Origin of the sequence: Streptomyces sp. NPDC091412, from assembly GCF_044756885.1 — a bacterium.
Classification (GTDB): domain Bacteria; phylum Actinomycetota; class Actinomycetes; order Streptomycetales; family Streptomycetaceae; genus Streptomyces.
The window spans coordinates 292009-310400 of the sequence record NZ_JBIVTV010000005.1 but is presented as its reverse complement, the minus strand read 5'-3'; the positions used below and the strand labels follow the sequence as shown (position 1 = coordinate 310400).

General features: G+C 72.8%; 2 protein-coding genes (1 of these 2 running past the window's edge). Both read right to left on the bottom strand.

Features of this window, described 5'->3' with window-relative positions; all coding sequences use genetic code 11:
- Positions 1-111: 111 nt before the first annotated feature.
- The gene (locus ACIQMV_RS16010) at positions 112-11841 is read right to left on the bottom strand and encodes an amino acid adenylation domain-containing protein (RefSeq protein ID WP_402593232.1); all 11730 of its coding nucleotides are present in this window, start codon (positions 11839-11841) and stop codon (positions 112-114) included.
- Positions 11835-18392 carry the 3' portion of an amino acid adenylation domain-containing protein gene (locus ACIQMV_RS16005; protein ID WP_402593230.1) on the bottom strand. 7617 nt of this gene lie beyond the right edge of the window, so the window shows 6558 of its 14175 coding nt (coding positions 7618-14175); its start codon lies beyond the right edge, outside the window — the gene reads right to left on this strand; the stop codon is at positions 11835-11837. The genes ACIQMV_RS16010 and ACIQMV_RS16005 overlap by 7 nt, the downstream gene beginning before the upstream one ends.

Here is an 18392-nt window from a genome sequence, read left to right as displayed (position 1 = left end):
GTGTGAGGGATTGCGGCGGTGTGCTCGACCGAGGGGACATCCGGTTCAGGCCCGGGGAAAAGGGTTTCCCTTTTCCCCGGGCCTGAACCGTTCGGTCGATACGGACTCCGGCTACTTGCTTTCCCCGAGCTTTTCGGCGAGTACGCGGCCGATTTCCGCGGCCGGTTCCGCCTGCATCATATGCGCGTGGGTACAACGCACTACCCTGTATTCAATTTTTCCAGTGACGAACGGCCGCCAGCGTTCGGCCCGTTCCGCGAGTTCCGCGGCGGACACCGTCTCGTCCGGCTCGGCGACGAGGACCAGCACGTCGCTGTCGAGCGGCTGCGGCTCGAAACCGCCGATCAGGGTGCGGCTGTTCGCGAAGACATTGGCCAGTGCGGCGATCGCGGACTCGTCGAGGTTGGCGAACACGCTCTGACGCTGCCTCAGCACTTCGGCCACCATTGCGTACTCGAGCGGGTCGTCGCCCAGGCTGTCCATGTCGTGGCCGACGAAGTCCAGCATGATCCGCAGTGCGTCCTGCTGGTCGGGCAGGCGCTCCGGCTCCGGCTCACCCCGGTCGATGGGGTACTGGTCGAGATTGGCGAGCAGTCCGACCTCCTCGCCCGCGGCCCGCAGTTGGGTGGCCATGGCGTGGACCACCAGACTGCCCAGCGACCAGCCGAGCAGGTGGTAGGGGCCGTTCGGCTGGACGCCGCGTACCTGGGCGACATAGTCCGCCGCCATCTCCTCGATGCTGCGCGGCAGGGTCGCCGACGGATCGGCGAGCCCCCTGGCCTGGATGCCGTAGAGCGGGCGGTCCGCACCGATGTGCTTCATCAGGCCCGAGTAGACCCAGCTCAGGCCACCCGCCGGGTGCACGCAGAACAGGGGTGCCCTGTCGCCCGTGGTCCGCAGCGGCAGCAGCACGTCGAGGGTGTCCCCTTCGGTGTCACCCGCGAGCCGGCCGGCCAGCTCCGCGACGGTGGGCGCCTCGAAGATGGTGCGGATGCTCAGCCGTACTCCGAACGTGGCGCGGACCTTGGTGACCAGCCGCATCGACATGATGCTGTCGCCGCCGACCTCGAAGAAGCTGTCGTGCACGCCGACCGTCTCCAGCCCGAGCACCTCGGCGAACAGGCCGCACAGGATCTCCTCCTGCGGCGTGCGCGGCCCCGTCCAGTCCGTGGGGCTGAAGTCGGGTGCGGGCAGGGCCTTGCGGTCGAGCTTGCCGTGTGGGGTGAGCGGCAGTGCGTCGAGCACGACGAACGCGGCGGGCATCATGTGGTCGGGCAGCCGCGCGGCAAGCGCGTCACGCAGCCGGGGCACCTCGACGGTCGCACCGTCCGCCGGTACCACGTAGGCGAGCAGGCTCTTCGCGCCCTCCTCGTTCTCTCGGACGACGACGACCGCCTGGCCCACGGTCTCGTGCCGGCCGAGTACGGTCTCGATCTCGCCGAGTTCGATGCGGAAGCCGCGGATCTTGACTTGTTCGTCGGCGCGTCCGACGAACTCCAGGGTGCCGTGGGGGGTCCAGCGGGCGATGTCGCCGGTGCGGTACATCCGCGTTCCGGGTGGGCCGTAGGGGTTGGCGGGGAAGCGTTCGGTGGTGAGTGCGGGGCGGTTGAGGTAGCCGCGGGCGAGTCCGTCGCCGGTGACGTAGAGCTCGCCGGCGACGCCGGCGGGGACGGGGCGGAGCCAGGAGTCGAGGACGTAGGCGCGGGTGTTGATGACGGGGGTTCCGATGGGCACTGGGTCGCCGGCGGTGAGGGGGGTGCTGATGGTGGCGGCGACGGTGGCTTCGGTGGGGCCGTAGGCGTTGGTCATGCGGCGGTGGGGTGCCCAGCGGGTGACGAGTTCGGGTGGGCAGGCGTCGCCGCCGACGATGAGGTTCTGGAAGTGGGTGAGTTGGGTGGCTGCTTCGGTGGGGAGACTGGCGAGTGCGGCTGGGGGGATGAGGGCGTGGGTGATCCGGTGGTCGCGCAGTGCGTCGGCGAGGGTTTCGCCGACGAGGGGGCCGGGGGGCGGGACGACGAGGGCGGCTCCGGCGGTGACGGCCATGCACAGTTCGAGTACGGAGGCGTCGAAGCTGGGTGAGGAGAACAGCAGGACCCGCGACCGTGCGTCGACGGTGAAGCGTTCGACGCAGGAGGTGGCGAAGGCGGCGAGGCCTCGGTGGGAGATTATGACGCCCTTGGGGCGTCCGGTGGATCCGGAGGTGTAGATGACGTAGGCGGGGTGGTCCGGTCGCAGGGGGGCTGTCCGGTCCTGGTCGCTGATCGGGGAGCCGTCCGCGCCGTCCGCGCCCGGGGCGGAGTCGATGGTCAGCCAGAGTGATCCGCCGCCCGCACCGGCCAGTCGCTCACCGGTGTCCCTCGTGGAGAGGACCAGTGCGGGTGTCGCGTCGTTGAGGATGTACTCGATGCGGTCCACCGGGTAGTCGGGGTCGATGGGCAGGTAGGCGCCGCCTGCTTTGAGGACGGCGAGTTGGGCCACGACCATGTCGACCGAGCGGGGCAGGAGGAGTGCCACCAGGTGCTCGGGGCCGACCCCGGCGTCGATCAGGACGCGGGCGAGCCGGTTGGCGCGTTCGTCCGTCTCCCGGTACGACAGCGACTCCCCGCCGCACACCACCGCCACCGCGTCCGGGGCCCGTTCCACGGACGCGCCGAACAGCTCCGGGAACGTCACCGGCAGCACGTCGCCGCGCGTCGTGTCGTTCCACTCCACCAGCACCCGATGCCGTTCCTCGGGGGACAGCAGCTCCGCGGCGCCGACGGCCCGGTCCGGGTCGGCCGCGAACTGACCGATCAACCCGACCAGCCAGTCCATCCAGCGCACCATCTCGGCGCGCTCGAACAGCTCGCTCCGGTACTCGAACTTCAGCAGCAGTTCCCTGGTCGGAACGGCGATCAGCGAGATCGGGTAGTGGTTCGCGTCCCGCGCCTCCAGGCCGGTGATCCGCTGGCCCTCGGTGGGCTTGCCGAGCGTGCCGGTGTCCATCGGGTAGTTCTCGGTGACGGTGAGGGTGTCGAAGAGCTGGTCGACACCCTGGGCACGCAGGATGTCCGGCAGGCCGAGGTACTGGTGGCCCATCAGCTCGGTCTGCCGGCTCTGAAGATGGCCCAGCAGTTCCGCCCACGACTCGCCGGGCCGCACCCGGACGCGTACCGGCAGGGTGTTGATGAACAGGCCGACCATGCTCTCGACACCCGTGATCTCCGGCGGACGGCCGGAGACCGTGCCGCCGAAGACGACGTCGTCGCGTCCGGTCAGCCGTCCCAGCAGGACACCCCAGGCCGCCTGGACCACGGTGTTGAGGGTGACGCCGCAGCGCCGGGCCGCCGCGTTCAGCGCGGTGGTCAGCTCCTCGGGCACGCGGAACAGCAGCTCGTCCGGCACGGTCGCCCGGCGGCCGGAGTCCCCCGGCGCGATCAGCGTCGGTTCGCTGACGCCTTCGAGCACCCGCTGCCACGTGGCGAGCGCGCTCGCGCGGTCCTGCCGGCCGAGCCAGGACAGGTACTCCCGGTAGGGAGTGGGCGCGGGCAGGTCACCGCCCGCGTACAGCACGAACAGATCGCGCATCACCAGCGGCGCGGACCAGCCGTCCAGCAGGATGTGGTGCGTGGTGAGGACGAACCGGCAGCGGTTCTCGCCCAGTTGGACGAGGGTGAACCGGAACAGCGGCGGCCGTTCCACCTCGAACCGGTCCACCCGGTCAGCGGCCATGAACGCGGCCAGCTCGGCGTCCCGCTCCTCGGGTGCCAGTCCGCTGAGGTCCACCTCCCGCCACGGCAGCTCCACCCCGCGCCGTACCACCTGCACGGGACGGTCCAGGCCCTGCTGCCGGAACGCGGCCCGCAGGTTGGCATGCCGGTGCAGCAACCCGGCCGCGGCCGCCCGGAGCCCGGCGGCGTCCAGACCGCCCTCGACGTCCACGGCGATCTGGATGTTGTAGACGTCGGGGGAGTTCTCGTCGAACTGGGCGTGGAAGAGCAGGCCCTCCTGCAACGGAGTGAGGGGCAGGACGTCTTCGAGCTCTTCCGGGTCGGCTGCCTCCACCATGTCGATCTGGGCCTGGGTCAGCGGAACCAGTGGGAGGTCGGAGGGGCTGTGGCCACCGGCCGAGGGGCGCGCCACATGGGCGACCAGAGCGCCGAGCGCCTCGAACCAGGTCTCGGCGAGCTCGCGCACCTCCTCCTCGGTGAACAGGGCGTCCGCCCAGGACCAGACGGCGATCAGCCGGGGGCCGTCGGCGCGGTCCTGGGTCTGCGCGTTCAGGTCGATGCTGTGGCTCAGCGGTACGTCGGTGTCGCCGCCACCGCCGAGTCCGCCGGACTCCGGGGCCGGGCTCCATTCCTCCGGCGTGGCCTGCGTCGTCTCCTCCGCGATGGCGAACCGGCCCAGGTAGTTGAAACCGATCTGCGGCTTGGGCAGGCCCGCCAGCATCATGCTGGTCTGCGGGTTGAGGTAGCGCAGCAGGCCGTACCCGATGCCGTTCTCCGGCAGCCTGCGCAGCTGCTCCTTGACCTCCTTCAGGGCCCGCCCGGCCGAGGGGCCCCCGGCGCAGAACTCGCTCCAGTCCAGCGGGCCCGGGTCGACCCGGACCGGGAAGAGGCTGGTCAGCCAGCCGACGGTGCGGTGCAGGTCGACGCCGTCGACGATCTCCTCGCGGCCGTGGCCCTCGAGGTCGATCAGCACGCCTGTGTGGTCGCCGCGACCGTGGGTCCGCCGCCACCGCGCCACCGCCGCGCCGAACGCGGTGAGGAGGACGTCGTTGACCCGGGCGTGGAACGCGGCCGGCACGGTGGTGAGCAGCGCCGCGGTCAGGTCGGTGGGCAGGACCAGCGACATCGTGCGCGCGGTCGCGGTGATGTCCCGTCGCGGGTCGAGCGGTTGGGGGGTCAGCAACGGGTCGGACTCGCCGAGCACGTCCAGCCAGGTCTCCAGCTCCCCGACCCGCTCGGCGTCCTGCGCGGCTTCGGTCAGCCGCTGGGCCCAGGTGCGCAGCGAGGTGCCCACCGGCGCCAGTTCCGGTGTCCGGCCGGCCGCCACCTCGGCCCAGGCCTGGGCCAGGTCGGGCAGCAGGATCCGCCAGGAGACACCGTCCACCACCAGGTGGTGCACGACCAGCAGCAGCCGGCCGGGAGCGGAGGGCCCCGCGTCGAACCACACCGCCTGCACCATCGCGCCGGTCTCCGGGTCGAGCCGGTCCCAGGCCGCCTGGACGTGCTCACCGATACGGGCGTTGGTCTCCTCGCGGCCCAGACCGGCGATGTCCACCTGGTGGACGCAGTCGGCGGCGCGCAGTTCCCCGCGGGGCGGTATGTCCAGGTTCCAGATCAGCCCGCCGGTGCGACGCAGCCGCATCCGCAGCGCGTCATGGTGGTCGAGCACCGTCTGGAGGGCGGTTTCCAGGCGCTTCAGGCCGAGTTCGGCCGGGACGACCACCATCATGGTCTGGTTGAAGCGCCGGATCGGGCCGCCGCGCTCCCGCATCCAGTGGATGATCGGGAGCAGCGGCACGGAGCCGACGCCGTCGGTGTCCCCGCGGCTGCCGGAGGACGTTGCGACGCCGCCGGCGGCAGCCGCGAGACGGGCGACGGTCTTGTGCTCGAACACGTCCCGCGCGGTGAACTCGACGCCGGCCGCGCGCGCCCGGCTGACCAGCTTGATGGAGACGATGCTGTCGCCGCCGAGGTCGAAGAAGCTGTCGTCGATCCCGGCCTCGGACAGGCCGAGCACCTCGGCGAACAGCCCGCACAGGATCCTCTCGGTCTCGTCGCGCGGCTCCCGGCTGCCCTGTGAGGAGGTGAACTCGGGGGCGGGCAGAGCCTTGCGGTCCAGCTTGCCGTGCGGGGTGAGCGGAAGTGCGTCGAGCACGACGAACGCGGCGGGCATCATGTGATCGGGCAGGGTGGCGCTCACGAGTTCCCGCAGTCGTGCGGTGTCGATCTCGGAGCCGGCGGCGGGCACGAGGTAGGCGACGAGCTGCTTGCGGCCCTCTTCGTCCTCCCTCGCGTTCACCACCGCCTGGGTTACGGCGGGGTCTTCCGTGAGTACGGTCTCGATCTCGCCGAGTTCGATGCGGAATCCGCGGATCTTGACCTGTTCGTCGGCGCGTCCGACGAACTCCAGGGTGCCGTCCGAGGCCCACCGGGCGACGTCGCCGGTGCGGTACATCCGCGATCCGGGCCGGCCGAAGGGGGCGGCGACGAACCGCTCGGCGCTCATTGCGGGGCGGTTGAGGTAGCCGCGGGCGAGTCCGTCGCCGGTGACGTAGAGCTCGCCGACGACGCCGACGGGGACGGGGCGGAGCCAGGCGTCGAGGACGAAGGAGCGGGTGTTGATGACCGGGGTGCCGATGGGTACGGCCCCGCCGGGGATCAGAGGCGCGCTCATCGAGACAGCCACGGTGGCTTCGGTGGGGCCGTAGGCGTTGATCATGCGGCGGCCGGGTGCCCATTGGGTGACGAGTTCGGGTGGGCAGGCGTCGCCGCCGACGATCAGGTTGTGGAAGTGGGTGAGTTCGGTGGCTGCTTGGGTGGGGAGGCTGGCGAGTGCGGCTGGGGGGATGAGGGCGTGGGTGACCTGGTGCGTCTGTAGCACCTCGGCCAGGGTTTCGCCGACGAGGGGGCCGGGGGGCGGGACGACGAGGGCTGCACCGGCGGTGATGGCCGTGCACAGTTCCAGTACCGAGGCGTCGAAGCTGGGTGAGGAGAACAGCAGGACCCGCGACCGTGCGTCGACGGTGAATCGTTCGACGCAGGAGGTGGCGAAGGCGGCCAGTCCTCGGTGGGAGACCACTACGCCCTTGGGTCGTCCGGTGGATCCGGAGGTGTAGATGACGTAGGCGGGGTGGTCCGGTCGCAGGGGGGCGGTTCGGTCCTGGTCGCTGATCGGAGAGCCGTCGGTCTGCTCAGGGGTGGTGTCGATGGTCAGCCAGCGTGGTCCGCCGCCCACGTCCGCGAGCCGCTTGGCGGTTTGTTCGGTGGAGAGGATCAGTGCGGGGGACGCGTCGCCGAGGATGTACTCGATGCGCTCGGCGGGGTAGTCGGGGTCGATGGGCAGGTAGGCGCCGCCGGCCTTGAGTACCGCGAGTTGGGACACGGTCATCTCGACCGAGCGGGGCAGGACGAGTGCGACCAGGCGCTCGGGGCCCACACCGGCGTCGATCAGGATCCGGGCGAGCCGGTTGGCCCGTTCGTCCGTCTCCCGGTACGACAGCGCCTCTTCGCCGCACACCACCGCGACCGAGTCCGGGTCCCGTTCCACGGACGCGCCGAACAGCTCCGGGAACGTCACCGGCACCACGTCACCACGCGCCGTGTCGTTCCACTCCACCAGCACCCGCCGCCGCTCGGGCGCCGAGAGCACGTCGACGGCCCGCACCGGAAGTTCCGGTTCGGCGACCACGGCTTCCAGGAAGCGCACCAGCCGCTCACCCAGCTCCTCGACGGTCGAGCGGTCGAAGAGGTCGAGGCGGAACTCCACGAGGCCGCTGATGCCCTGGAGTTCGCCCTCGCGGTCGATGCTCTCGTTGAAGCTGAGGGAGAGATCGAACTGGGTTGATTTGACCGGAACTTGACGTACGGTGCAGTCCAGGCCGGTGAGGCCCATGCTGCTCTCCGGCGTGTTCTGCAGTGCCAGCGAGACCTGGAAGAGCGGGTGGCGGGCCAGCGAGCGCTCCGGGTTGAGCACCTCGACCAGCCGCTCGAACGGCACGTCCTGGTGGGCGTAGGCCGCGAGATCCGCCTCACGCACCCGGCCCAGCAGCTCCGTGAAGGTCGGGTCGCCGGACAGGTCGGTGCGCAGCACCAGCGTGTTGATGAAGAAGCCGACGACCCGCTCCAGCGCGTCGTCCGTACGGCCGGCGATCGGGCTGCCCAGCACCACGTCGGACGTCGAGCCCAGCACCGACAGCAGCGAGGCCAGGCCCGCCTGGAGCACCATGAACAGCGTGGTGCCGGTCTGCCGGGCCAGCGCGGCCAGTTCGCGGTGCAGCTCGGCCGGGAGGTGCACCAGCACGGAGTCGGCCCGGTAGTCGGCCTCGGCCGGCCGCGGCCGGTCGGTGGGCAGGCGCAGCTCGTCCGGCAGCCCGGCCAATGTCTCCTTCCAGAAGGCGAGTTGCTGGTGGATCAGGCTGTCCTGGTCGTCCTCGGAGCCCAGGATTTCGTAGTTCCACATGGTGTAGTCGGCGTACTGCACCGGCAGCGGCTGCCAGTCGGGCGCCCCGCCGGCGGCCCGTGAGGTGTAGGCGCGGGCCAGGTCGGCGGAGAACGGGTCGAGGGACCAGCCGTCGCCGGCGATGTGGTGCAGCACGGTCAGCAGGACGTGCGACTCCGGGCCGGTCTCGAACAGGGTGACCCGCAGCGGGGTCTCGACGGCCAGGTCGAAGCTCTGCGCGGACGCCGCCGCGATGGCGGTGTCCAGGTCTGCCGCGGTGGTGCGGACCAGAACCGGCTCGCAGCCGTGGTCCGGGGAGAGGATCTCCTGACGCGGCTCGCCGTCCCGGTCCGGGAAGACGGTGCGCAGGCTCTCGTGCCGGGCGACCACGTCCCGTACGGCGGCGCGCAGCGCGTCGACGTCCAGCGGCCCGCTGATCTGCACCGCGAGGACGATGTTGTGGGCGGTGCTGGTCCGCTCGAAGCGGTTCATGAACCACAGCCGGCGCTGCGCGTAGGACAGGGGGATCTCCACCGGCCGTTCCCACGGCCGCAGGGTGGCCCGGGCGCCGGCCGCGCCGCCGATGCGGCCGACCAGTTCCGCGACGGTGGGTGCCTCCCACAGCTCCCGCAGCGGCAGTTCGACATCGAAGACGGATCTGATCCGGCTGACCACACGGGTCGCGTGCAGCGAGTGGCCACCCAGTTCGAAGAAGTTGTCGTGGACGCCGACCGAGGTCAGGTTGAGCATCTCCGCGAACAGCCCGCACAGGATCTCCTCCTGAGGGGTGCGCGGGCCCTGGCGGGTGACCAGCGCGGCGAAGTCGGGGGCAGGCAGCGCCTTGCGGTCCACCTTGCCGTTGGGGGTCAGCGGGAGTGCGTCCAGCGGGACGAAGGCGGCAGGCAGCATGTAGTCGGGAAGCCGGGCGGCCGCGTGGGAGCGCAGCGCGTCTCCGGCCGGAACCGTCCGGCCGGAGACCGGCACCAGGTAGGCGACGAGGCGGTTCTCGCCCGACTCGTCGGGCCGGGCGACCACGGTGGCCTGGGAGACGTTCTCGTGCTCGGTCAGCACCGCCTCGATCTCGCCGGGTTCGACCCGGAAGCCGCGGATCTTCACCTGGTCGTCCACCCGGCCGACGAACTCCAGCTGGCCGTCGTCCGCCCAGCGCGCCACGTCGCCGGTGCGGTACATGCGGGAGCCCGGCGCGCCGAACGGGTCGGCCGCGAATCGCTCGGCGGTCAGGCCGGCCCGGCCCGCGTAACCGCGGGCCACGCCGTCGCCCGCCAGGTACAGGTCGCCCGCGACACCGACCGGGGTGGGGGAGAGCGCGGAATCCAGCACGTAGACCCGGGTGTTGGCGATGGGCCGGCCGATCGCCGGAAGGCCCGGCCGGCCGCCCAGCCGGGCCGAGGTGGACCAGACCGTGGTCTCGGTCGGGCCGTAGACGTTGGTGACCTCGGCGGCCATCTCGCACAGCCGGGTGGCGAGGGCCGCCGGTACCGGTTCGCCGCCGACCAGGACCCGCAGTCCGGTCACGGCCTTCGGCCGCTCCGAGACCAGGGCCTGCCACAGTGTGGGGGTCGCCTGCATGACCGTGGCGCCGGTGCCGGTGATCAGCCGGCCGAGTGCCGGCGGGTCCAGCACCTGGTCGCGGGAGGCCATGACCACGGTGGCGCCCGCGCTCAGCGGCACGAACAGCTCCAGCGCGGCGATGTCGAACGCGACGGTGGTCACCGCGACCAGCCGGTCGGCGGCCTTGATCCCCGTGCGGCCGCGCATGTCGGCGACCAGGTTGGCGATGTTGGCGCGGGAGACCACGACGCCCTTGGGACGGCCGGTGGAGCCGGAGGTGTAGATCGCGTAGGCCGGGTTGGCCGGATGGACCGGCGAGGCCAGGTCGGCATCGGTCAGAGGCGTGCCGGGCAGTTGGGCCAGGGCTTCGGCGGCGGTTCCGTCCAGCACGACGCGCCGCACCCCGGGAGCCTCGGGCAGGCCGGTCACCGAGGAGTCGGTCAGCAGCGCGCAGGGGCGTGCGTCGTCGAGGATGTAGCCGATCCGGTCGGCCGGGTACTCCGGGTCCAATGGGACGTAGGCGCCGCCCGCCTTGAGGACGGCGAGCAGCGCCGTCAGGAGCGCCCTCCCGCGCGGCAGGGCCACGGCGACCCACGACTCCGGTCCGACGCCCGCGCCCGCGAGATGGCGGGCGAGGCGGTTGGCGCGCTCGTCGAGCTCCCGGTAGGACACCTCGCCGTCCGCGTCGATCACGGCGACGGCGTCCGGGGTGAGTGCCGCGTTCCGCTGGAAGGCGTCGACCAGGGACTCGGCGGCCACGGGCTGCGCGGTGTCGTTCCACTCCGTCAGCAGCCGGTGGCGCTCGGCCGGGGACAGGGCCTGGACCCGGCCGACGGGTGCCTCGGGGTCGGCGTGGATCAGGGTCAGGATGCCGACCAGCGCGTCCAGGATGCCCTGCGCGCGCTCCCGGTCGAACAGGTCCGGTCGGTAGCCGAGCCGGATCCGCATGCGCCGGCCGGGCGCCGGGAACAGGCTCAGCGGGTAGTGGGTCGCGTCCTGGCCGACCGCGCCGGTGATCCGCAGGCCCTCGGCGAGTTCACCGAGCCCGTCGGCCTCCACCGGATAGTTCTCGAACACGACCAGGGTGTCGAACAGTTCGCCGGTCACCCCGGACTGCGCCTGGGCGTCGGCGAGCGTGAGGTGGTGGTGGTCGAGCAGGTCGACCTGTCGGCGCTGCTGCCGTTCCAGCAGCCGCGCCCAGGACTCGGCCGGCCGTGCGGAGACCCGTACCGGCAGGGTGTTGATGAACGAGCCGACCATGTTCTCCACACCGGGGACCGCCGAGGGCCGGCCCGAGACGGTGCCGCCGAACACGACGTCGTCGCGTCCGGTCAGCCGGCCCAGCAGAACGCCCCAGGCCGCCTGCACCACGGTGTTCAGCGTGACGCCGCAGCGCCTGGCCGTCTCGGCCAGCCCGCTGCTCAGCTTCTCCGGCAGCGTGACCAGCAGGTCCTGCGGCACCACCGCGCCGCGGTCGGCGTCCGGCGCGACCAGGGTGGGTTCGCGGACGTCGCCCAGCGCGTCGCGCCAGGCGGCGAGGGCGGCCCGCCGGTCCTGCCGTCCCAGCCAGGACAGGTAGTCGCGGTAGGGCGTCACCGGCGGCAGCTCGCCGCCGGAGTAGAGCGCGAACAGCTCGCGCATCAGCAGCGGGCCGGACCAGCCGTCGAGCAGGATGTGGTGGTTGGTCATCAGGAACCGGCAGCGGTCCTCGCCCAGCCGGATCAGGGTGAAGCGCAGCAGCGGCGCACGTCTCAGGTCGAATCCGCGCACCCGGTCGGCGGCCATCAGCTCGGCGAGCCGGTCATCCAGCCGGTCGGCCGGACCGTCGGTGAGGTCGACCTCGGACCAGGGCAGCTCGACGCTGCGGTACACCACCTGCACCGGATCACCGTTCTTGCGGCGGCGGAAGCCGACCCGGAGGTTGGCGTGCCGGCGCAGCAGCCAGGCGGCCGCGTCACGGAGCCGGTCGGTGTCCGGTGTCCCGTCCAGGTCCACCGCGATCTGCACCGTGTAGACGTCGAGAGCCGTCTCGTCGTCCTGCGCGTACTGGGAGTGGAACAGCAGCCCTTCCTGCAAGGGCGACAAGGGCAGGAGATCCTCGATGCGCGACTGGTTCACCATGACAACCCCTCGTCGTCCAGTTCGTTCTCGAACTCGTCCAGTTCCTGCTGGTCCACCCGGACCAAGGTGGGCGTGCCCGACCGGGCGGGTGCCGCCGTGAGGGCGCGGGCGCGGTCGGCCATGGACGTCAGCGCCCGGAACCAGGACTCGGCCAGGTCCCGTACGTCCGCCTCGTCGAACATCCCGTCGGGCCACGCCCATGCGGCGACCAGCCGCGGGCCGTCCGGACGGTCCTCGGTCTGCGCGTTGACGTCCAGGCTGTGCGCCATGGGCATGGCGGCGTCGCCGCCGCCGGTCAGCCCGGCCATGCCGGGTGGCGGGCTCCAGTCCCGGGCCGGGGCGTCACCACCGCCGGCGGCGAACCGGCCCAGATAGTTGAACCCGAGCTGCGGCGTCCGCAGGGCGGCCAGTTGCGGCCCCGTGCGCTCGTTGAGGTAGCGCAGCAGGCCGTAGCCGATGCCGCCGTCCGGCAGTTCGCCGAGCTGGGCGCGCACCTTGGCGAGCACGGTGTCCACCGCCTCGCCGCCGCCCCAGAAGTCGTTCCAGTCCACCTGCCCGGGGTTGAGGCGCACCGGGAAGGAACTGGTGAACCAGCCGACGGTCCGGCCCAGATCGGCGCCTCTGACCACCGGCTCGCGGCCGTGGCCCTCCATCTCGACCAGCACCGCGTTGCCCCGGGTCGGCCGGCGCCGGGCCCGCCAGGAGGCGACGGCCACCGTGTAGGCGGCCAGGAGTACGTCCTTGATCCCGGCGTCGAAGGCGGCCGGCACGCTCGTCAGCAGCGGCTCGGTCACGTCCGCGGGCAGCGTGAGGCGCACGCTCCGCGCCGTGCCGAACACGTCCCGCTCCCGGTCCAGCGGCCGGGCACCCAGTTGCGGGTCGGGGCCGCTCAGGGCGGCGCGCCACAGCGGCAGTTCCTCGATCCGGCGCCCGCTCCCGGCCTCCTCCGCCAGCCGTCCGGCCCAGGTGCGCAGCGAGGTGGGCACCACTTCGAGGCGCGGTTCCTCACCGGCCGCCACCTGGGACCAGGCGGTGGCCAGGTCCGGCAGCAGGATCCGCCAGGACACGCCGTCCACCACCAGGTGGTGCACGGCCAGCAGCAGCAGGCCGGGCCGGCCTGGACCGGCGTCGAACCAGACCGCCCGCACCAGCGAGCCGGACTCCGGGGTCAGCCGCCGCGCGGCCGCCCGGCCGTGCTCCACGAGCACGGCGCGCTGCGCCTCGGCGTCCCCGGAGACGGCGACGTCCGCGAAGTCCACCCGGTGCACCAGCTGTTCGGCGCGCACCTCGCCACGGGGGCGTACCTCGATCCGCCAGTCCTCCTCGCCGGCCCTGGTCAGCCGCAGCCGCAGCGCGTCGTGCCGGTCGAGCACGGCCTGTACGGCGGCGGTCAGTCCGGCGAGGTCGAGCGCGGCGGGCGTCCGGACCGTCATCGCCTGGTGGAAGCCGTCGACCGGGCCTCCGTGCTCCCGCCACCAGTGCATGATCGGGGTCAGCGGCAGCTCTCCGATGCCCGCGTCCGCGTCCTCGGTGAAGGACTCGGTCGCGGCCTCGGCGATCCCGGCGAGCGCCGCGGGGGTGCGGTGCTCGAACACGTCCGCCACCGTGAGTTCGATCCCAGCCGCCCGGGCCCGGCTGACCAGTTGGATGGAGACGATGCTGTCGCCGCCGAGGTCGAAGAAGCCGTCGTCGGCCCCGACCGTCTCCCGGCCGAGCAGTTCGGCGAAGATCCGGCACAGGGCGGCCTCCCGCTCGGTGGCCGGACCGCGGCCGGGCTCGTCGGTGCCGAACTCGGGAGCCGGCAGCGCGGCGCGGTCCAGCTTGCCGTTCACGGTGAGCGGCAGCGCGTCCAGCACGACGAAGGCGGCGGGGACCATGTGGTCCGGCAGCGCGGCCGCGACGTCCTTGCGCAGCACGGCCTGCTCCGGCGGTTCGGCACCCGCTTCCGGGACGACGTAGGCCACGAGCTGTCTGAGGCCGGGCCGGTCCTCGCGTACGACCACCGCGGCCTGGGCGAGTCCGGGCCGGGCGAGCAGGGCGGTCTCGATCTCGCCGGGTTCGACCCGGAAGCCGCGGATCTTGACCTGCTGGTCGGAGCGTCCGACGAACTCCAGCTCACCGTCGCGGTTCCAGCGCACGAGGTCGCCGGTCCGGTACATCCGGGTGCCGGGCGGCCCGAACGGGTCGGCCACGAATCTCTCCGCGGTCAGTGCCGAGCGGCCCAGGTAGCCCAGCGCCACTCCGGGACCGGAGACGCAGAGCTCGCCCGCGACGCCCACCGGTACCGGTCGCAGCCGCTCGTCGAGCACCGCCACACGGGTGCCTGCGACCGGGCGGCCGATCGGCGGCGTCGTGTCGCCGGACAGCGGGCCGCTGAGCGTGGCGGCGATGGTGGTCTCGGTCGGCCCGTAGGCGTTGACGACGGTGCGTCCGGCCGACCAGCGGGCCAGCAGGCCCGGTGAGAGCGCCTCGCCGCCGGAGACGACGCAGCGCAGGCTGGGCAGGTCCCGCTCCGGGAGGGTGCCGAGGACCGGGGCCGGCAGCATCACATGGGTGGCACCGGCGGCCTCGATGGCGTCGGCGAGGCCCTCACCGACCAGTTCGCGGCCCGGGCCCGGCAGGGCGAGCGTGGCCCCGGACAGCAGGGTCATCGCCAGGTCGCCGACCGACACGTCGAAGTTGGTCGACACCACCTGGAGCACCCGGCTGTCGCTGTCCAGGCCCAGCCGTTCGGCGTGGCTGTGCACGAACGACGCCAGACCGGTGTGCCCGACGAGCACGCCCTTGGGCCGGCCGGTCGACCCGGAGGTGTAGACGACGTAGGCGGGGCTGTTCACGGTCCTCGCCCCTGGCGGGTCGGTCGCCGGACGCGCGGCCACCGAGGCGGCGCATCCCGGTTCGTCCAGGACCCAGGTCGGCACGGCCGGTGCGGAGGGCAGCAGGCCGCGTGAGGCCTCGGTGGCCAGCAGGGCGGCCGGTGCGGCGTCCGCGAGCATGAAGGCCACGCGCTCGGCCGGGTACTCCGGATCGACCGGCAGGTGGACGGCGCCCGCCTTGGCCACGGCCAGGAACGCGGTGACCTGCTGGGGGGAGCGCGGGACGGCGACCGCGACGATCCGGCCCGGGGCGACCCCGCGGGCGATCAGTTCATGGGCCAGCCGGTTGGCCCGCTCGTTCAGCTCGGCGTAGCTGGTCGCTTCGCCCTCGCACCACAGGGCGGTCGCCCGCGGGGTGCGTGCCGCCTGCGCCTCGAACAACTCGGCCAGGGTGCCGGCCGGCACCCCCGGCTCGGTGCCGCGCCAGGCGCCGAGCAGCAGCTCCCGCTCGCCGGCGGTCAGCAGGTCGTGCTCCCCGATCGGCCGGTCCGGCTCGGCCAGCAGCCGCTCAAGGAGCGCGACCAGCCGGTCCGCCAGCGACTGGACGGTGCCCTCGGTGAACAGGTCGGTGCTGTACTCGACCACACCGACGATGCCGTCCGGGCGCCCGTCCGCGTCCACCGTCTCGGCCAGGTTGAACGCCAGGTCGAACTTGGCCACTCGCAGGCCGTGGGGCTGCTGGGCGATGGTCAGGTCGTCGCCGAGGCTCAGCTCGGCGGGCGGGGTGTTCAGCAGGTTGAGCATCACCTGGAGCAGCGGGTGCCGGGACATCGAGCGGCTGGGGGAGAACACCTCGACGAGCCGTTCGAAGGGCACGTTCTGGTTCTCGAAGGCGGCGACGTCGGTCTGTCGCACCCGCTCCACCAGCGCCCGGAAGGTCGGGTCGCCGCTGGTGTCGGTGCGCAGTACCAGGGTGTTGACGAAGAAGCCGACCAGTTCGTCCAGGGCGTCGTCGGTGCGTCCGGCGACCGTGGTCCCCAGCGGGATGTCGCTGCCCGCGCCGATCCGGTCGAACAGCGCCGCGAGCGCGGCCTGCACCACCATGAAGGGGCTGGCCCCCGCGGTCTTCGCCAGCTCGACCAGCGCACGGTGCGCCGGAGGCTCGAACCGCAGCCGGACCAGTCCGCCTCGGTGGCTGGGCCGGGCCGGGCGCGGCAGGTCGGTCGGCAGCGCCAGTTCCTCCGGCATGCCGGCCAACTGCTCGCGCCAGTAGCCCAACTCCGCCGCCAGCCGGGAGTCCTGGTCGTCCTCGCTGCCGAGCACGTCGCGCTGCCAGAGGGCGTAGTCGGCGTACTGTACGGCGAGCGGCGTCCACTGCGGGGTCCGTCCGGCCGCCCGGGCCCGGTAGGCGTCGGACAGGTCGCGCAGCAGCGGGCCCAGCGACCAGCCGTCGCAGCAGATGTGGTGGACCAGGAACACCAGCACGTGGTCGCGCCGGCCCACGGTGAACAGGTGCACCCGCACCGGCAGTTCGGCGGCCAGGTCGAAGCCGTGGCCGACGGCCCCGGCGACCGCGGCGTCCAGTTCGTCCGGTGCGACGTCGGCGATCCGCAGCCGGGGTGTCGCCGCCTCCGGGTCCAGGATCTCCTGGCGGGGGGTGCCGCCGGTCTCGGGGAACGTGGTGCGCAGGCTCTCGTGCCGGGCCACCACGTCACCGATCGCGGCCTGCAACGCCTCCACGTCGAGGGCGCCGGTGAGCCGCATGGACAGCGGGATGTTGTACGTCGGGCTGGGTCCCTCCAGGCGGTTGAGGAACCACAGCCGGCGCTGTGCGAACGACAGCGGGACGTGCTCCGGCCGCTGCCGCGGCACCACGGTCCGCCGGGCTTCCCCGGCCCCGCCGACCAGCACGGCCAGTCCGGCCACGGTCGGGTTCTCGAAGAAGTCGCGCAGCGGCAGTTCGGCGGCGAACTCGCTGCGGATCCGGCTGACCAGCTTGGTCGCCTGCAAGGAGTGCCCGCCGAGTTCGAAGAAGTTCGCCTCGACGTCGACGTCCTCGTCGCCGAGCACCTCGGCGAAGATCCGCCGCAGCCCGGCCTCGGTCGCGTTGCGCGGGGCACGGCCACCGGACGGACCGGTGGACTCCGGCGCGGGCAGCGCCCTGCGGTCGATCTTCCCGTTGGGGGTCAACGGCAGCGCCGGGAGCACCACGAAGGCCGACGGCACCATGTACTCGGGCAGCCGCGCGGCGACATGCTCCCGCAGCGCCGTCGCCGAGGGCGTCGTACGGCCCTCCCCGGCGACCACATAGGCGACCAGGCGCCGCTCGCCCGGCTCGTCCTCCCGGGCGAGTACGGCGGCCTGCGCCACGTCGGGGTGGGCGGCGAGCAGCGACTCGATCTCGCCCGGCTCGATCCGGAAACCGCGGATCTTGACCTGGTCGTCGGCGCGGCCGACGAACTCCAGGTCGCCGTCCGGCAGCCGGCGGACGAGGTCGCCGGTTCGGTACATCCGTGAGCCGGCGGGTCCGTACGGGTCGGCCGTGAACCGCTCGGCGGTCAGTCCGGGCCGGCCCGCGTAGCCGCGGGCCAGGCCGGCCCCGGCCAGATACGCCTCGCCGGGCGTGCCGACCGGAACCGGTTGCAGCGCCTCGTCGAGGACCAGCACCCGCACGTTCCACAGCGGGCGGCCGATCGGCGGGTTGACGCCCGCGGTGAGCGGTGCGCTGACGGTGGCGCACACGGTCGCCTCGGTCGGGCCGTAGGCGTTGAGCAGCCGACGGCCGTCCGCCCAGCGGGCGATCAGGTCGGGCGAGGACGCCTCACCCGCGACGATCACGTTCATGCCGTCCGGGAGCGCGCCCGGTGGCAGCACCGCGAGCGCGGCCGGCGGAATGTTGGCGTGCGTGACCCGTTCCCGGGCCAGCAGCGCGGCCAGCGGCTCGCCGACCGCCAGGTCCTCGGCGGGGGCCATCACCAGGACGCCGCCGACCAGCAGCGGCGCGAGCACCTCCCAGATGGCGGCGTCGAAGCTGGAGGAGGCGAACCGGAGCATCCGGCTGCTCGCGTCGAGGCCGAACTGCTCGCGGATCGCACCGAAGCCGCCGATGCCCTCGTGCGGGACCACCACGCCCTTGGGCGTGCCGGTGGAGCCGGAGGTGTAGATCATGTAGGCGGCGTTGGCGGGGGAGGCCGTGCGGCCCCTGTCCGGCGCGGTGTCCGGCAGCGCGGCCAGTTCGGCGCGCACACCGGCGTCGTCGAGCAGCACCCGCGGGACGTCGGAGCCGGGCAGCCCGGCGGCGGCCGGTCCTTCGGTCAGCAGCACGGCCGGCCCGGCGTCGGCGAGCATGAAGGCGATCCGCTCGGCCGGATAGGCCGGGTCCACCGGCAGGTGGACGGCACCGGCCTTGAGCACCGCCAGCAGTGCGACCACCGACCGCGGCGTGCGCGGCAGCGCGACGGCCACCACGTCCTCGGGGCCGACGCCCCTGCCGGCCAGCAGGTGCGCGAGGCGGTTGGCCTCGGCGTCCAGTCGCGCGTACCCCAGCTCCGTGCCGTCGAAGCTGATCGCCACCGAGTCCGGGGTGGCGGCGGCCTGACGGCCGAACAGCTCCGCGATGGTGCCGCGGGGCACGTCGTGCGCGGTCGCGTTGAAGTCGTACAGCACCTGCTGCCGCTCCGCCGGGGAGAGCACCTCCAGACGGCTGATCGGCAGGTCCGGATCGGCGCAGGCGGC

Bases quoted from the DNA above. Each gene is read 5' to 3' on its own strand.
- ACIQMV_RS16010 (WP_402593232.1), bottom strand. From the start codon at position 11,841: ATGGTGAACCAGTCGCGCATCGAGGATCTCCTGCCCTTGTCGCCCTTG.